The 16,726-nt window shown below is 61.9% G+C and carries 14 protein-coding genes; 6 read left to right on the top strand and 8 right to left on the bottom strand.

The features are described 5' to 3' along the window. Positions 1 to 4: 4 nt before the first annotated feature. From QTL96_RS08475 to QTL96_RS08500, 6 genes are all read right to left on the bottom strand, one after another. Complete coding sequence (locus QTL96_RS08475; protein WP_289727428.1) at positions 5 to 1,066, bottom strand: four-carbon acid sugar kinase family protein; 1,062 nt, start codon at positions 1,064 to 1,066, stop codon at positions 5 to 7. Then, positions 1,063 to 2,055, bottom strand: coding sequence for an oligopeptide/dipeptide ABC transporter ATP-binding protein (locus tag QTL96_RS08480; RefSeq protein ID WP_112819003.1), 993 nt, complete (start codon positions 2,053 to 2,055; stop codon positions 1,063 to 1,065). Before QTL96_RS08480 ends, QTL96_RS08475 begins: the two co-directional genes overlap by 4 nt. Further along, positions 2,055 to 3,062, bottom strand: coding sequence for an ABC transporter ATP-binding protein (locus tag QTL96_RS08485; protein ID WP_289727429.1), 1,008 nt, complete (start codon positions 3,060 to 3,062; stop codon positions 2,055 to 2,057). Before QTL96_RS08485 ends, QTL96_RS08480 begins: the two co-directional genes overlap by 1 nt. 11 nt (positions 3,063 to 3,073) lie before the next feature. Beyond that, positions 3,074 to 4,033 (bottom strand): ABC transporter permease, encoded by a 960-nt coding sequence (locus QTL96_RS08490; RefSeq protein WP_018901279.1) that lies wholly within the window; start codon positions 4,031 to 4,033, stop codon positions 3,074 to 3,076. Between the two features lie 2 nt (positions 4,034 to 4,035). Further along, on the bottom strand, positions 4,036 to 4,992 hold the full coding sequence (locus QTL96_RS08495) for an ABC transporter permease (protein ID WP_026283501.1): 957 nt from the start codon (positions 4,990 to 4,992) through the stop codon (positions 4,036 to 4,038). A gap of 158 nt (positions 4,993 to 5,150) precedes the next feature. Beyond that, complete coding sequence (locus QTL96_RS08500) at positions 5,151 to 6,800, bottom strand: ABC transporter substrate-binding protein (RefSeq protein ID WP_113010663.1); 1,650 nt, start codon at positions 6,798 to 6,800, stop codon at positions 5,151 to 5,153. A gap of 304 nt (positions 6,801 to 7,104) precedes the next feature. Here QTL96_RS08500 and QTL96_RS08505 point away from each other — a divergent pair, with 304 nt between their 5' ends. The 6 genes from QTL96_RS08505 to QTL96_RS08530 all read left to right on the top strand — a co-directional run bounded on the left by QTL96_RS08505 (position 7,105) and on the right by QTL96_RS08530 (position 13,846). Next, positions 7,105 to 8,010, top strand: coding sequence for a dihydrodipicolinate synthase family protein (locus QTL96_RS08505; RefSeq protein ID WP_289727401.1), 906 nt, complete (start codon positions 7,105 to 7,107; stop codon positions 8,008 to 8,010). 12 nt (positions 8,011 to 8,022) lie between these two features. Further along, complete coding sequence (locus tag QTL96_RS08510) at positions 8,023 to 9,207, top strand: exo-alpha-sialidase (protein ID WP_289727402.1); 1,185 nt, start codon at positions 8,023 to 8,025, stop codon at positions 9,205 to 9,207. Between the two features lie 349 nt (positions 9,208 to 9,556). After that, entirely contained in the window at positions 9,557 to 10,690 is a 1,134-nt protein-coding gene (locus QTL96_RS08515) for an iron-containing alcohol dehydrogenase (protein WP_289727403.1), read from the top strand. A gap of 30 nt (positions 10,691 to 10,720) precedes the next feature. Continuing rightward, complete coding sequence (gene pdxA / locus QTL96_RS08520) at positions 10,721 to 11,710, top strand: 4-hydroxythreonine-4-phosphate dehydrogenase PdxA (RefSeq protein WP_289727404.1); 990 nt, start codon at positions 10,721 to 10,723, stop codon at positions 11,708 to 11,710. A gap of 74 nt (positions 11,711 to 11,784) precedes the next feature. Continuing rightward, entirely contained in the window at positions 11,785 to 12,750 is a 966-nt protein-coding gene (locus QTL96_RS08525) for a hydroxyacid dehydrogenase (protein ID WP_289727405.1), read from the top strand. 34 nt (positions 12,751 to 12,784) lie between these two features. After that, the gene (locus QTL96_RS08530) at positions 12,785 to 13,846 is read left to right on the top strand and encodes an Ldh family oxidoreductase (protein ID WP_289727406.1); all 1,062 of its coding nucleotides are present in this window, start codon (positions 12,785 to 12,787) and stop codon (positions 13,844 to 13,846) included. A gap of 3 nt (positions 13,847 to 13,849) precedes the next feature. Here the strand turns inward: QTL96_RS08530 and fhuB are convergent, their stop codons facing one another. Further along, entirely contained in the window at positions 13,850 to 15,817 is a 1,968-nt protein-coding gene (fhuB, locus tag QTL96_RS08535) for a Fe(3+)-hydroxamate ABC transporter permease FhuB (RefSeq protein WP_289727407.1), read from the bottom strand. Beyond that, positions 15,814 to 16,719: an iron-siderophore ABC transporter substrate-binding protein gene (locus QTL96_RS08540; RefSeq protein WP_289727408.1), complete on the bottom strand. Its 906-nt coding sequence runs from the start codon at positions 16,717 to 16,719 to the stop codon at positions 15,814 to 15,816. The genes fhuB and QTL96_RS08540 overlap by 4 nt, the downstream gene beginning before the upstream one ends. Positions 16,720 to 16,726: the final 7 nt, after the last annotated feature.

Raw genomic sequence — 16,726 nt, forward strand, 5'->3', positions numbered from 1 at the left:
TGATTCACGCCGCCTGATTCTGCGAAATCAGTCTTAGCAAACTATCGGAATTCCCAAAGCCCCCGGATTTTACCGCACTACGGAAATGGCGACCATCGGCATCAGTCACGTCAAACCAGGGAATACCTGCCTCTATTTCACCCTTGGGCAAAAGTGTGCGCACACCGAGCGCGCGAAACACCGCCAGCGCCGTGTCGCCGCCACCGACCATCAGCATATCGGGACGTGTCTGCTCGATCGCCGATCTCACGCCCTCTGCGAAACGATCCGCAACGATAACCGCATCCTCGGACATATCGCCGGTGCAAAACAAAAGCGCCGGCAAGCTCAGTGTGCTGTCCTCTTCGAGCACGCCCATCGGCGCGGGGATCGACGCATGCAAAGCACCCGACGTATTGAGCCGGGCCATTTGCGCACCGGTGATCGGGTCTCTGGAACCGAAAGCAAAGAGCGTGTTGCGCGCCGGTTCAAACGCAGTCGCCGCATCGCGTGAACGGCGAAGACGACGCGCAAAAGCGCTGCCGAGGCCACGCGCGCCGACGCCAAGCGTCTTATGCCAATCGAACTTGGATACGATCCGGTCGAGATCCGCATCGCTATCGGCATCGGCGAGCGTGACCGCGTCGTGACGGCCCTCGAAAAGGGCGGCAACGGGCAGCGGCTGCTCGACCCCGCGCCCAACCACATGGCCGTCGCGGGTAAAGCGTTCCTGATCGGGAATTGCAGGGGCTACAGTGATTTCGTCGTGGCCGAAGATCGCGGCAATCGCAATGCTTTCGGCCGCCACATTGCCCTTCAGTCGGGAATCGATCTTCTTCAAGACGATCTCAGGGTGTGCGGCAAGAAGAGCACTGGCTGCAAGGCCGACCCTTCTCGCCGCGTCCCCCTCCGGGAGGGCGCGCGAGGCGGTGTTGACCACCACCACCTCACAACCAGTTGCCAGAGCATCTTTGATGGCTTCGATCTCGATCGCCACGGCAACGGAAAGACCGGCGTCGACGAAGGGTGTTCCCGTATCGAGCGCGCCGGTCAGATCGTCTGCGATGATCGCGACCTTCAACTTCATGCAGTCTGTCCCGTGTTGACCGCATGGCAGGCAACGAGATGGCCGGGCTTTGCCTCCTTCCACTCCGGGACGACCTTGCTGCACACATCCATGGCGATTGGACAGCGTGAATGGAAGCGGCAGCCGCTCGGTGGATTGAGCGGGCTCGGGACGTCGCCTTGGAGGATCTGCCGTGTCCGGGTGCGTTCAAGCTCTGGATCGGTTTCCGGTACGGCCGACAGCAGCGCTTTGGTATAGGGGTGAAGCGGGTTTTCGAACAGTTCCTCGCGGGTCGCGAGTTCGGCCAGGCGCCCGAGATACATGACGCCGACGCGGGTGCTGATGTGTCGCACGACGGCGAGGTCATGAGCGATAAACAGGTATGTGAGGCCGTATTTTTCCTGCAGATCGAGCAGGAGATTGATGATCTGTGCCTGGATAGACACGTCGAGCGCCGAAATCGCCTCGTCACAAACTATGAATTTCGGCTGGCAGGCGAGCGCGCGGGCGATGACGACGCGCTGACGCTGGCCGCCGGAAAGCTCGTGCGGATAGCGCTGCGCAAAGCGGGTCGGCAGGCCGACGTCGGTCAAAAGCGCTGCGACGCGATCTTTTAGCTCGGCCTTGGAGCAAAGCTTGTGGAAGAGGATTGGCTCACCGACGGCCTCCCCGATCGTCATGCGCGGGTTGAGCGTCGAATAGGGGTCCTGGAAGACGATCTGCAGGTCGCGGCGGAAGGGCCGCATCTGCTTTTCATCCAGCGTCGCCAAATCCTGTCCCTTGTAGACGACCTTGCCTGATGTCGCCTTGTAAAGGTTGAGGATGGTGAAGCCCGTTGTCGACTTGCCGCAGCCGGATTCGCCGACGAGCGAGAGCGTCTCCCCCTCCATGATGTCTAGATTGACGTTGTCGAGCGCGTAAACGGTTGCCGAGCGCTCACCGAATGCACCGAGCTTGACGTGGAAATGCTTGACGAGATTTTCGACCTTGAGCAGCGGTTGGGCACCCATCACGCGGCCTCCTGCATTTTCTGAACGACGAAGCAGGCGGTGCGGTGGTTTGTAGCGCCCGCAATCGGTTCGAGTTTCGGCACGCTCTCATGGCAGACGGCTTCCGCCAACGGACAGCGCGGGGCAAAAGGGCAGCCCTTGGGGCGGCGTCCTGGCTCTGGCGGTGTACCACCGATCGAGCTCAGCCGGCTTGCCGGCGCATCCGACAGCTTCGGAATCGAGGCAAGCAGGCCGCGCGTATAGGGATGGCTCGGGCGGGCATAGAGTTCGTCGACTGGTGCATCTTCAACCACGGTGCCGGCGTAAAGCACAGCAACACGGTCGACCAGACCAGCGATCAATGCCAGATCGTGGGTGATCCAGACGACCGACATGCCGAGCTTGGCGCGCAGGTCCTTGACGAGGTCGACGATCTGCGCCTGGATGGTAACGTCAAGCGCTGTTGTCGGTTCGTCGGCAATCAGGAGCTTCGGATTGCAGGCAAGGCCGATCGCGATCATGACGCGTTGGCGCATGCCGCCAGAGAGTTCGTGAGGATAGGCTTGAAGCCGCTCTTCCGGTCCAGGGATACCCACGAGGCGCAAAAGCTCTATGGCGCGTGCGCGTGCCTGCGCCTTCTTCATGCCGCGGTGGTAGATCAGCGGTTCGCAGATCTGGTCGCCGATGCGCATCACCGGGTTCAGCGAGGTCATCGGATCCTGGAAAACGAAGCCAATGTCGCCGCCACGGACCTTGCGCAGCTCCTTGTTCGACATCTTCTGCAGGTCGTGGCCGTCAAAGCTCGCAGAGCCCTTGGTGACCTTGATCTTGTTCGGCAAGAGCCGCATCAGGCTCAGCATGGTCAGGCTCTTGCCGCAACCGGATTCGCCGACGACGCCGAGCGTTTCGCCCTTGTTGACGTGAAGGTCGATACCATCGACCACGACTGCCGGGCCGTTCCTGCCGTCAATCTCGACTGTCAGGCCGCGGACATCGAGCAATTTCTCGTTGGATCGCGTCGTGTTCATCACCTGGGTCATTACTTGGAACCCCGCGGATTGAGGGCGTCGTTGAGGCCATCGCCGAGGAAGCTGAAGGCGACCGAGGCAAGCCCGAGGACGGCGGCCGGAGCGGCCAGCAGATGCGGATAGTGCTGCCAGACACGCAGACCGTCGGAGATCATGTTGCCCCAGCTGGGCGTGGGCGGATTGACACCGACACCGAGGAAGCTGAAGGCGCTTTCGAGCACCATGGCCGTGCCAAGACCGGCACTAACCGAGACGATCAGAGGACCAAGCGCGTTCGGAATGACGTAGCGCTTCATGATGATCCAATTCGACAGACCGAGCGCTTGGGCAGCAGTGATATAGGGACGGCTGCGGATCGACAGGACTTGAGCGCGAACGAGGCGTGCATAAGGCGGCCAGGAGATAAGCGCCATCGAGCCGAAGACCAGCATGAAATCGACCCAGATCGTCTGGCGATAGAAGGGATTGAGGGTCGCCAGATACTGCGCCTCCATCCACTTGGTGATCGGCGACTTCAGCGATGCGTTGATGACGACGACCAGGAGCAGGTTCGGCACCGACATCGTCATGTCGGTCAACCACATGATGACGCGATCGAACGGATTGCCGAAGAAGCCGGCAATCGCCCCGAGTAGGGTCCCGATGAACACTGCGATGACGGTCACGATGACAGCAACCAGGAAGGCCGTGCGGGTGCCGAAGACAACACGGCTGAAGACGTCGCGGCCGAGATCGTCGGTACCGAAGAGATGCGTCAGCGACGGGACGGCGTTGCGGGCCTGCAGGTCCTGGCTCAGATAGTCATAAGGCGTCAGATAGGGGCCGAAGATCGCGGCGAAGGCCAAGATGAGCACAACTGCGAGACCGAAGACGGCAAGCTTGTTGCGCTTCAGGCGATACCACGCATCGCGCCACAGGCTGACGGGTGCTTCTTCCTGTTGGGCGACGGGAGAGAGAGGGATGGCGGACATGGTCAGCGGCTCCTTCTTGCATCGTTGGCACGCGGATCGAGCAGCGGGTAGAGAACGTCGACCAGAAGATTCGACATCATCACCAGGAAAGATCCGATAAGCGTGATCGCCAGAATGACGGGATAGTCCGAATTGGTCAGCGCCTGTACGGTCAGGCGGCCAAGACCTGGCAGACCGAAGACGAGCTCGACGAAGATCGCGCCGTTGACGATGGTGATCATGATAAGGCCGAGCTGGGTGACGACGGGTGTCAACACCGGGCGCAGGATATGGCGCAGCGCCACGACCATTTCAGGCACGCCCTTGGCGCGAGCGGTGCGGACGAAATCCTCCGATAGGACCTCGATGACGGCGGCACGCGTCTGGCGCACGATCAGTGCGATCGGCTGGAAGGAAAGGACGATCAGCGGCAACAAGATGCGCACATCGAAGACGCCGCCCCAGCCATAGGGAACCTTGATCATCGGCATCAGCACGATGAGGCCAACCATCAAAAGCGGGCCGGCGACATAGGCTGGGATTGCCCAGAGGAACAGCGCCGAGCCGAGGATGGTGTAGTCGAGGCGGCTGTTCTGGTTCATCGCGGCGATCATGCCGAGCGGAATGGCAATGACCGTCGTGAGGATGATGGAACAGAGCGCCAGCTTGAAGGAAACGGGAGCGGCAGCCGAAACCATGGCCCAGACAGAGCGTCCCGATGTCAGCGAGTTGCCAAACTGGCCATGCAGCAGGTTCCAGATGTAAAGGCCGAACTGCTCGATGAAGGGCCGGTTCAGGCCGGCACTTTCGCGGATGGCTTCGATGCGCTGCGGGTTATAGGCGACGTCGCCGGGTGCGCGCAGAAAGATCAGCTTGATCGGATCGCCAGCACCATAGAACGCCAGCGCATAGACGGCCAGCATGACGATAAGGACTGACGGAATCCAGATGGCAAACCGGGTTAGCACGTAGCGTAACAAGGTCACCTCCCACCGGTTGGCAGACACGTTTCCGCTTTCACGCGGACATGCGATGTCTTCTTGAAACTTGCGCGAAGGCCTTGCGGTCTTCGCGCGGTTGCTAGGTTGCCCAAAATCCGATTACGGGTGGGCTATCTGTTCTTAGGTTTCGGACCGGCTCAGCCGATCGAAATGTCCCAGGGCGCCACGACCTGCCAGTCGAGGTTCTTCTCCATGCCCTTGACCTCCTTGGTGGCCCAGCGCGACATCGCCTGAGAGTACCACGGAATGAAGGCCCAATCTTCGCGGAATGCCTTCTGGGCATCCTGGGCGAGCTTGATGCGATCGGGATCGTCGGCCGCCTTGGTCGCGGCTTCCGCAAGTGCGGCATCGACCTTGTCATTCTTGTAGCCGCCGAGCTTGTTCTGGGCGTTGGACGAGGTCGAGGCGATGCAGCCGGCGAGATAGGAGACTGCGTCAGGAACACGGGTGCCGACGTCGTCGCGGAAGATCTGCACCGCGTTCTGGTCCGGGCCGGCATAGGAGTCCTGCTGCGGCTTCATGTCGACGGCAGTGATGCCGAGGTTCTGGCGCCACTGCTCGGCGATATACTGCGCCGCCGCCTGGATGGCCGGGGCAGAGATGCCGACGAAGAGGATCTTCGGCAGGCGTTCTGGACCACCGTAACTGGATTCGGCGAGCAGCTTCTTGGCGGCGGCCGGATCATAAGGATAGGGCTCGAAGCCGGAGTTGTCGGCGCCGGGTACGGAGTTCAGGATCTGGTCGGCCTTTTTGTGCGGACCATCAGGATAGGACGCCTTGAAGAGACCGTCACGGTCGATCGCCATGATCAGCGCCTGACGAACCTTCGGATCGTCCATCGGTGCGCGGGTGACGTTGAACCAGAAGTGCTGGCTTGTCGGGATCAGCGGACCGGCGGAGAATTCGGGGCCAAGATCCTGGATGATCGTCGAGGTCACCAATTCGGTATGCGCGTTGAATTCGCCGGACTTGATCAGCGACGTCGCCGTTACATTGTCTTCAATCGAGGTGATCTCGATGCGGGCCAGCTTTGGCTTCGGGCCGAAGAAGTTCTCGTTTGGCTCGAATACCAGCTTGCCTGCGTCGATATCGATGCTGGTGAGCTTGAACGGGCCGGAATAGACGGCGCTGCTGTCGGGCTTGTACCAATCCGCCACTTCCTCGCCGTCGCTGCCGCGAGACTGCGCGGCCTTGGTGATCGGCGCGATGTGGTTGGCAAGGCGCATGAAGAAGATCGGATCAGCTTCCGTCAGCGTCACGACGACAGTGCCTTCATCAGGGGTTGCGACACCCGTCAGCTCGTTGCCGGAACCGGCACCGATTTCCTTGTAGCCCTCAACCTTGCTCAGCACCTGATCTGCGCGCTGGCTCTTGGTGTTGGGCATGGAGGCGACTTCCCAGGAGCCCTTGACGTCAGCCGAGGTAATCTTGCTTCCGTCGGAGAAGGTTGCCTTGGGATCGATCTTGAAGGTCCAGACTTTGTTGTCCGGAGATTCCCAGCTGGTGAAGACGTAAGGCTTGATCTTGCCTTCGCTGTCGAAATACATCGGCGATGCCCACCAGATCGAGTTCCAGCGGAACGGAACACCACCGCCGCGCAACGGCGACCAATCCTGGTTAAACGCCGGGTTGGCGACCTTGAGCACCTGCCCGTCATCTGCAAGCACGATTTTGGCGTTCAGGCCGAAAACGGTGAGCCCAACACCTGCGGCGAGGCCGAGCTTCAGCGCCTCGCGGCGCGACAATCCCTTTTCCTGGCCCTTATTCTCATTCGTCCGATCAGTCATTCCATCCTCCCATGACAAAATCGATGACGCTTGCCTCTTTCGCTCCATCCCGAAAGTGCGTCATGACATGGCGCAGACACTCGCTCGTTAATGTAAATATGTCAACAAAAATTAATTCTTCCACACTTCTGCGAAATCGACAAAAATTTTAATGTGTTATTTCAATGCGTTGAAAAATACGATCGATTGAAATGCTTATTGTCATATTGACAACATGCAAGACGAGGATGAAGAAAACCGCATCTTGCAGGCCGGGTTTCCCGCCTTTTGCCGCGATATGCGGCGTTCATCCGAGGAGGACGACATGAACAAGCACAAGATCACTGGTGTCTATAGCGCCGCCGCAACCCCGCTCAATGCCGACGGAAGTCCGGATCTCGGCCTCTTCACCGAACATTGCCAGCGACTGCTATCCGAAGGATGCCACGGCGTGGCGCTGCTGGGCACCACGGGCGAGGCAAACTCATTCTCGTCGAGCGAGCGCAAGGCGATCCTCGAGGCAGCGCTAAAAGCCGGCATTCCTGCCGACAAGCTGCTGCCGGGCACCGGCGTCGTCGCTATACAGGAAACGGTCGATCTCACCAAGCATGCCCTATCACTCGGCGTCACCAAGGTCGTGATGCTGCCACCCTTCTACTACAAGGGCGTTTCCGACGACGGCCTGTTTACCGCCTATTCGCAGATTTTGGAAAAGATCTCCGACAGCAAGCTTCATCTCATCCTCTATCATATTCCGCAGGTTTCCGGCGTTCCGCTGTCGGTTCCGCTGATTGGTCGACTGATCGAAGCCTTCCCTGACACTGTTGTCGGCATCAAGGAATCAGCTGGCGATTTCAACAACATGCAGGCGATCATCGCCGCCTATCCCGGCTTCTCGGTTCTCGCCGGGGCCGATCCGCTTCTGCTGCCACTGCTCAAGGCAGGCGGCGCCGGCTGCATCACCGCCACCTCCAACCTGGTCGCGGGCTCGCTGCGCACCGTCTATGACAAGGTCCACGACGAAAGCGGCGCTGAGGCGGTCGAGACAGCGCAAGCGCGCATCAACGCTTATCGCACGTTGTCCAACTCCTATGTACAGATACCGACGATCAAGGCAATGGTCGGCCTGAAGACCGGCAACCCGGCCTGGAAGCGCACGCGCGCACCGCTGATGCCGATCAGCGACGCCGACTACACATCGCTTGCCGACGCCTACAAGACACTGCCCTAAAGGAGGACGACCATGGCCTTCACGGGTTTGCAACCGGATGCCGTTCCTGATCTGATGACCGGCGAAATCATCGCCAATCCCGCTAAGAGCGGGCGTTTCGATGCCTATCTCCCCTCCCCATGCATACAGAACCACGCTGCCAACCTGGCCTTCCTGCCGGATGGGACACTGACCTGCGTCTGGTTCGGCGGCACGATGGAAGGCATGGGCGACATATCGATTTACATGTCGCGCCTGACACCCGGCGCCATACAATGGTCGCAGCCGGAGAAAATGTCCGACGATCCGACTAAATCCGAGCAGAACCCGTTGATTTTCAACGCGCCTGGCGGAAATGTCTGGTTGCTATACACGTCACAGACATCCGGGAACCAGGATGGCTCTGTTGTCAAATGTCGTATCTCCGCTGATGGCGGCCGCACCTTTGGCAAGGTCCGCGTGCTATGCGATATCCCCGGCACATTCGTGCGCCAACCGATCGTCGTGAACGGCGCCGGCACCTGGCTGCTGCCGGTCTTTCGCTGCGTCGGACTGCCGGGCGAACGCTGGACGGGTGACGCCGATACCGCGGGCGTGCTGATCTCGCGCGACGCTGGCAAAAGCTGGACGATGGCCGAGGTACCTCACAGCATCGGCGCGGTTCACATGAACATCGTGCCCCTGCCGGAAGGTGAATTCGTCGCCTTCTATCGCAACCGTTTCGCCGAATACGTGCTGTCCAGCCGCTCGAGCGATGGCGAGAACTGGAGTGCACCGGAGCCGATTGACCTACCTAACAACAACTCCTCCATCCAGGCAGTCAAGCTGGAAAGTGACACGATCGCAATAGTTTACAATCATTGCAACGCCTCGATGTCCGACGCCCGTCGCCTGTCGCTTTATGACGAAATCGAGGGGGACGAGGTGGCAGTACCCGTTGCCAGTGAGCCAAGCCAGAGGCGCAAGGCAATCTGGGGCGTGCCACGTGCGCCACTCAGCCTCGCCTTTTCGACGGATGGCGGCCGCAGCTTTCCACGCCGGATCGACCTCGATGCGGGCGATGGCTATTGCTTGAGCAACAACTCAAAAGACGCGGTCAACCGCGAATTTTCCTACCCGTCGATCATCCAAGGGGCCGATGGCACGGTGCATGTCGCCTACACCTACTACCGGCGCGCAATCAAATATGTGCGGCTGTCTCAGGATGCGCTTGGCTGACGCCGGAATTGCGCTTCGCTTGTCAACTCGGCGTGCCGGCAAATCGAGCTAGGCACGCTGACCCTGCGGATTATTGCTTGGGAGTTTACAAATTTGGGTCTGGCGACGGCGCATGCCGCTTGAAGCGCGACGAGCAGACGGCAGTTTCCTCTCTTCGCTAATTAATCGTTTTATATCAATATTTTGCGACGCATTAACAGTGAGCACAATGGCCAAGAAAAGCCAGCGCAGGGCATTTTTCCAGCCAAAAGCAATGTCCAAGCTTGCCAAGGCGAATGAGCTGGTATAACAAATTTACATCTTGGGGGCGTCGGAAGATGCCGCAATACCGCAGGGGAGGAGTCATCCGGTGGTCAGCTTGGATTCGCCTATCACAATCATCCGGCCTGAAATCATCGAGTTCGGCGTGGGGACGGCGGAACGCCTGGGCAAATGGGCGAGCGACAAGGGCTACGCCCGCATCCTCGTCATTTCCGATGCATTCAATGCCACACGCGTCGAAGCGCTGGGCCTCAGGGGTGAAATCACGGTCTTTGCGGATGTAACCCCGGAGCCCGACACCGCCAATCTCGACAAGGTGCTTGCGGCTGCCAATGCAGCCGATGCGCAACTGGTCGTCGGCTTTGGTGGCGGTAGCGCCATGGATCTTGCAAAACTGGCAGCCGTACTCGCCGGGTCGTCGCAGTCATTGCGCGACGTCGTCGGCCCGAACAAGGTTCACGGGCCCCGCCGCGTCGCGCTGGCGCAAGTGCCGACAACGGCCGGGACGGGAAGCGAGGCGGGCATCCGCGCGCTGGTGACCGACCCCGAGACGATGGCCAAGCTCGCCGTCGAGAGCATTCACATGCTGGCCGATATCGCTGTCATCGACCCGTCGCTGACCTTCACGGTTCCGGCCCGCACGACCGCGGCAACCGGTGTCGATGCCATGGCGCATTGCGTGGAGGCCTTCACCAACCGCAAGGCGCATCCAATGATCGACCTATACGCGATCGAGGGGACGCGGCTGGTCGGTAAATACCTCGCCCGTGCCGTCAAGGATGGCTCCGACGCGGAAGCGCGCGCCGGGCTTGCGCTTGCCTCGCTCTATGGTGGCTTCTGTCTTGGTCCGGTCAACACCGCCGGCGGCCATGCGCTGGCCTATCCGCTCGGCACGCGCTGGCATATCGCGCATGGTGCGGCAAACGCGCTGATCTTCCCGCATGTGCTGGCGTTCAACACGCCTTCGGTCCCCGAGAAAACGCGCGCGGTGATGGACGCGCTTGGCCGCAAGACATCGGACGACGTACAATCGGTCTTCGATGCGGCTTATGGTTTCTGCGCCGATCTCGGCATCGAAATGAAGCTCTCCGCGCTTGGCGTGCCGGATAGCGATCTCGACGCCATGGCGGATGACGCCTTTGTCATTCGTCGTCTCCTCGACAACAACCCGCGTGATCTCACGCACGCCGACATACGTTCGATATACGAAGCTGCCTACTAGGTGCGTTTGATCCAATAAGGAATGGGACTGATGGACAGAAATGCAAAAGTCGCGGTGACGCTGGGTGATCCCGCTGGTGTCGGCCCCGAGGTGATCGTCAAGGCGCTGGCGACGTTGCCGGAGATCGAACGCCGCGATTTCGTCATCGTGGGCAACACCGAGGCGCTTGAGCGTGCCAACCGCTCGGCCGAGACAGGTCTGCAGTTTTCCCCTGCCGGCTCCGCCGGTGCGAACAAGATCGCCGTCGATGAAGTGGACCTGGGTGCTGCCCTGCCCGAGATCGGCAAGGTCAGCCCGGTCGCCGGCGACGCCTCGGTTCGCTATATCACACGCGCCGTGGAACTTGCGATGTCAGGCGAGGCCGATGTCATCGTGACCGCGCCGATCAACAAGGAGGCGATGAATCTCGCCGGCCATCACTTCGATGGTCATACGGGGCTTCTGGCACATCTGACCGGATCGAAAAGCTCTTTCATGCTGCTGGCTTCCGAGCGTCTCAACACCATTCACGTCTCCACGCATATTTCGCTGAAGGGCGCGATCGAACGGGCGCGCACCGAGCGCGTGCTGGCGACCATCGAAGCCGGCCACAAGCATTTCCTCAGGCTCCGGAAGAAGGCCCGCATCGCCGTTGCCGGTCTCAACCCGCATTGCGGCGAAAACGGCCTGTTCGGCACCGAAGACACCGAATTCCTGGCGCCCGCCGTCGAACTGGCGCGGGCCAAGGGCATCGACGTGGTCGGGCCGATCTCGGCCGACACCGTCTTCGCACGGGCCTATAACGGCGCCTTCGATCTGGTGATCGCGCAATATCACGACCAGGGGCATATCCCGATCAAGCTCGTGGCATTTGAGACGGCCGTCAACGTGTCGCTCGGCCTGCCGATCGATCGCGTATCTGTCGATCACGGCACGGCGTTCGATATTGCCGGCACCGGCCAGGCCAATCACGTCAACATGCTCTCGGCGATCGCCTATGCCCGACTGATGGCCCGTTCGCCGCGTCGTCAGGCAGCCTGATCCGAACGGAGATCTGAAACGACCTGGCGCCATCGCGCGCCGCGGCCTGCCATTCTCTCGGGAGGAGATGCGCAATGGACAAGACGGTTATCGTGCTCGGCGGCCAGTTGGCGCCGGAGGGATTTTCTTTGCTGGTCGAAGCCGGCGCCACGGTCGTGACGACGGAACCCTATATCGACAGACGGGCCGTGATCGACATCATGAAGGCCCACAGGCCGGAGGCTGTGATCATTCGCCTGCTGGCCGACAAGCTTGGCCCTGAGGAGATGAAGGCCGGCGGAAGGCTCAAGCATATCGCCAAGCACGGCGTTGGGACCAACGACATCGACGTCGCGGCGGCCACCGAGCTCGGCATTCCCGTATCGATGACAACAGGCAGCAACGGCCACTCGGTCGCCGAACACGCGCTTGCTATGATCATGGCGCTCTCCAAGGATCTCCCGCGACAGGACGCGCTGATCCGCGACGGCATATGGGACAAGAACCAGTACCACGGCCGCGAGCTGCGCGGCCAAACGCTCGGCATCGTCGGCTTCGGCTTCATCGGCCAGACGCTCGCGAAAATGGCCGGCGCCATAGGCATGGCGGTTATCGCCTTTGATCCGCATACGCCGGAAAGCGCCTTTGTCTCGGGCATTCGCCGCGAGATCGATCTGGATACGCTGCTTACGTCGTCGGATATCGTCAGCCTGCACTGTCCGCTGACGCCGGAAACAAACAAGCTCATCGATGCCCGCCGCATCGGGTTGATGAAACCTGGCGCGCTGCTGATCAATACGGCCCGCGGCGAAGTTGTCGATGAAGCAGCCCTCGTCCGCGCGCTACAGGATGGCCATCTCGCCGGCGCTGGCCTCGATAGCTTTGAGCAAGAACCGCCCGGCGTCGACAATCCGCTGTTCCAGCTGCCCAACACGCTTGTTTCGCCGCATGTGGCGGGCGTGACTGTCGACGCCAAGCGGGCGGTCTCGGTGATGTCGGCAAGGAATGTTCTGGATGCGCTGGATGGAAAAGCGCTCGAGCCGCGCTTTCTCGCGCGCTGAGCACATCGCAGCTTCAACAACGACGGAGAGACTGGTGAACGACACCAACGATATCCGCTACGCGCCGGACGCGCTGCGCAGCTTTGCCAAAGACCTGTACGCGGCCACCGGACTTGAGGACGCCAAAGCCGAGGCCGTGGCCCGCTATCTCGTTGAAGCGGATCTGATGGGGCACACGACCCATGGCCTGGCGCTCGCCGGCTGGTATCTGCAGAGCATCGCCGACGGTGTGATGACGCGTGAGGGCAGCCCCGAGATCATATCGGATCGTGGGCCTGCGGTTGCCTGGGCCGGAAGGCGCCTGCCCGGCGCATGGCTGACGTCGGAGGCCGTCAAGCTCGCCTGCGACCGAGCGGAAGCCTACGGCACAGCGACGATCACCATCGCAAACAGCCACCATATTGGCTGCCTTGCCGCCTATCTGTCGATCGCGACTGACCGGGGCTACATGGTGAGCATTGCAAGCTCGAGCCCTTCGGGCGCACAGGTCGCTCCATTCGGCGGGCGCAAGGGCGTCTACACGCCAAACCCGGTTGCGCACGGCATCCCCACATCTGGAGATCCGATCCTCATCGATATCAGCGCCTCGATCACGACGGTCAACATGGCGCAACGCCTGATCCGGGAAGGCCGCCAGTACGAGCACGAATGGCTGATGGATAAAGACGGCAATCCCAGCCGCGACCCCAAAGTCATCGAAAGCGGCGGCACGCTGCTCCCGACCGGCGGGCTGGACCACGGCCAGAAAGGATACGGCATGGCGCTGCATGTCGAAGCCTTCACTCAGGCGCTATCGGGCTATGGCCGCGCCGATGCGCCGAAGGGGACGAATGCCGCCGTCACTGTGCAAGTGTTCGATCCAGCTGCATTCGGCGGTCGCGAGGCTTTCCTGCGCCAGACCGGCTGGCTCGTCGATGCCTGTCACGACAACCCGCCGCGCCCCGGCGTCGAACGCGTCCGCTTGCCTGGGGAAAACGGGCTGGCGCGCAAGCGCGGCGCGCTCGCCGAGGGCGTGCGCCTGTTTCCCGGGATTATCGATGGGCTACGCGATCATGCCGAGCGGCTCGGCGTTGCGATGCCGCCGGTATTGTCTTGACGCTCATCGCCTGCGGGCGATGAGCCAGACGAGATAGGGCGCGCCGGCGAGCGCCGCGAACAGACCCAGCGGCAGCTCGTAGGGGAAGGTTGCCGTGCGCGCGCCGAGATCGGCGACGATCATCAGCAGTGCCCCAATCGCCGATGACGCCAACAGCTGATGCGCCGGTTTTATGAAGCCCGCGCGGTGCGCAATATGCGGCCCCATCAGCCCGACGAAGCTCAAGGGTCCAACCAGCAGCGACGCGGCGCCGGTCGCGAGCCCGGCCACGAAGATCATCGCGGTACGCGCCGAGCGCACCGGCACGCCGAGCGCAACCGGCACCGCGCTGCCGAGCGGCAGGATCGTCAGCCAGCGCGTGAAGAAAAGCACGATGCCAGTGCAGACAATCGCCAGAACTGCGAGCACGGTTGACGATGCCGGCGTCGCCGTGTTGGACGAGCCGCCGAGCCAGGACAGGATCTGCCACGAGCGCTGATCGCCGATCGCAAGCAGCGCCGACAGAATAGCTGAGGTCAGCGAACTGACGGCGATGCCGGCCAGCAACAGACGTTCGGGCGAGAGCTGGCGCCGGCTGGCAAAGGCGACGACAATGATCATGACGATCATGGAGCCGATACCGGCGCCTGCGAAAAGCTCGGCGACACCTGCGGCCGGCGCGATCGTAATCGCCGCCGCGAAGCCGATACCGGCGCCGCCGCTGACGCCCAGCACCTCGGGGCTTGCCATCGGATTGCCCGTCAGGCGTTGCAGAATAGTGCCGGCTATCGCAAGCAGGCTGCCCGCAGCGGCCGAAGCGAGCAGCCTTGGCCAGCGCATGGGGAGAAGATCGGTGAAGTCCTGCGCCGAAAGCAGTGTGAACCCTGCCGGCGTCCGCGCCAGGAAAAGCACCAAGAGAGCGAGCGCCGGCAAGAAAGCGAGGAGCAGGATCAGCCATGTGCGCGGCGCCCTCGCCTCGGTCACATGTGCACGCTCCTCATGCAGCTCGACCGGCTTGACCTTCGGCAGCAGCCAGAGCAACAGCGGGCCGCCGATCAGAGCCGTCATCGCCCCTGTCGGAAACGTCTCGCTGGTGGTGGAGCCAAGGAATTGCACCAGGCCGTCGCACAGCCAGAGCAACAGGCCACCCGCGATGGGTGATGCGAGAATGATGGCATGTGGCTTCCTGACACCAAGGCCGCGCACCAGGGCCGGCCCGGCAAGCCCGACGAAGCTGACCAGGCCGACGCTCGCCGCAACCCCGGCCGCCAGCCCGACCGCGATCACAGCGACTGCCACGCGTATGCCAACCAGCCCCACGCCGAGCGATTTCGCGCCGCTATCGCCGAGGCCGAACAGCGCCAGCGGCCGCAGCAGCAGAATGCTGGCCAAAAGGCCCGCGAGCAGTTCGAGCGCCAGTGTCGAGGCGACGGACCAGTCTTGCTGACCGAGCGCGCCGCCGTTCCATGTCACCAGAGACATCAAATACTCGCCCTGCGAAAGGGTCATCGCAGCCGACAGCGCGCCGCAGGTGATACCGACGAGCAGCCCGGAAACGACCATGGTGACTGGGTCGAAGTTGCGGCGCCAGCCAAGCAGGAAGACCAGCGCCGTTGCACCGGTGGCACCCGCGAGCGCGACCAGCGCACGATATCCATCGAGGATCGCGGGATAAAACAGCGTCGTCGCGACAATGGCGAGCTGGGCGCCGGCCGAAACGCCCAGGGTCGAGGGATCTGCGATCGGGTTTCGGAGCAGCCGCTGCAGCAAGGCACCGGCGAGGCCGAGGGCGGCGCCTGCCAGTATGGCGACGACGGCTCTTGGGAAGACACCGTAGGCCAGGATGATCTGCTCGGTCGTCATGCCGTCAGGTACGATCGGCAGCGTTGGCCAGTCGGCAAGCGGCAGGAAGGCGAGCGCCTGCTGCAGGAAAAGCAGGATCGCAAGCGCGGTCGCGGCGGCGAAGAATGTCCAGGCTGTACGTGATGTCAAAGCGTTTCTCCGCCTTTGACGAGCGCTTCGCTCAAGAGCCGCGCGAAGCGAAGGCCGGCTGTTATGCCGCCATAGGGGTTGACGTTGCCGATGTTGACAACGCGTCCTGCTTTCACCGGTTTGAGCGAATTCCAGATCATGCTGTCGCGCAGGCTGCTGCGCGCCTCGACGGGGATATCGGAGACGATGACGATACGCGCCTCAGGATTGGCGGCGAGGTTTTCCATGGGTACCGGTGCTGCGAAGGTGAAGCGCGATCGGTCCGTCCAGGCGTTCGGAAGAGCGAGCCGCTGCAGGATGTCTCCGAACATGCTGTCGGCGCCGAAGGCGCGAAAGTGACGGGAATCGCCGATATTGATGATGTAGGTCGGCCGTGCCGCGAACGGAACGAGTTGCTGGCGAAGGCCCGCCAGCAATGCCTCTTGATCGGCCAGCTCCTTGGCCGCGGCATCCGTCCGGCCAAGCAGATCGCCCAGTTGCGAGACTGCGTTGAGCGCCTTGGCATAGGGCGGCTCGCCCTGGACATAAAAAGGCAACGAGTAGACGGGAGCGATCGCCTCAAGGGCCGGCTGATGCCGGACATAGAAGGGCGAGATAAGGATGAGTTCGGGCTTCAGCAGGTGCAGCAGCTCGAAGTTGGGCGAGCCGCGCAGGCCGAGATCGACGACGGAAGACGGGATCTGCGGCTCGACAGCGTCGCTGCGGAACTGCAGGAGCTCGGTGGCCGCAATCGGGGTCACGCCGAGCGCCATCAGGGTTTCAAGCATCGCCCAGTCGATTGCCGCGATGCGGCTTGGCCTTGCCGCCGCCTTCGCATCCCATGCAACGGCAAGGGCAGCGAGCAGGCCAAGAGCCTGCCGCCGCCCGATCAGAGCTGACCTGTTGGAATTGTCTGAAATCATACGCCCA

This window comes from Rhizobium sp. S163, assembly GCF_030380805.1.
Classification (GTDB): domain Bacteria; phylum Pseudomonadota; class Alphaproteobacteria; order Rhizobiales; family Rhizobiaceae; genus Rhizobium.

Excerpts from the sequence above, each read along its gene's own strand:
- QTL96_RS08510 (WP_289727402.1), top strand. The coding sequence starts at position 8,023 with ATGGCCTTCACGGGTTTGCAACCGGATGCCGTTCCTGATCTGATGACC.
- QTL96_RS08540 (WP_289727408.1), bottom strand. The coding sequence starts at position 16,719 with ATGATTTCAGACAATTCCAACAGGTCAGCTCTGATCGGGCGGCGGCAG.
- QTL96_RS08475 (WP_289727428.1), bottom strand. The coding sequence starts at position 1,066 with ATGAAGTTGAAGGTCGCGATCATCGCAGACGATCTGACCGGCGCGCTC.
- QTL96_RS08505 (WP_289727401.1), top strand. The coding sequence starts at position 7,105 with ATGAACAAGCACAAGATCACTGGTGTCTATAGCGCCGCCGCAACCCCG.
- QTL96_RS08490 (WP_018901279.1), bottom strand. The coding sequence starts at position 4,033 with ATGTCCGCCATCCCTCTCTCTCCCGTCGCCCAACAGGAAGAAGCACCC.
- QTL96_RS08480 (WP_112819003.1), bottom strand. The coding sequence starts at position 2,055 with ATGGGTGCCCAACCGCTGCTCAAGGTCGAAAATCTCGTCAAGCATTTC.
- QTL96_RS08525 (WP_289727405.1), top strand. The coding sequence starts at position 11,785 with ATGGACAAGACGGTTATCGTGCTCGGCGGCCAGTTGGCGCCGGAGGGA.
- pdxA (WP_289727404.1), top strand. The coding sequence starts at position 10,721 with ATGGACAGAAATGCAAAAGTCGCGGTGACGCTGGGTGATCCCGCTGGT.
- QTL96_RS08500 (WP_113010663.1), bottom strand. The coding sequence starts at position 6,800 with ATGACTGATCGGACGAATGAGAATAAGGGCCAGGAAAAGGGATTGTCG.
- QTL96_RS08485 (WP_289727429.1), bottom strand. The coding sequence starts at position 3,062 with ATGAACACGACGCGATCCAACGAGAAATTGCTCGATGTCCGCGGCCTG.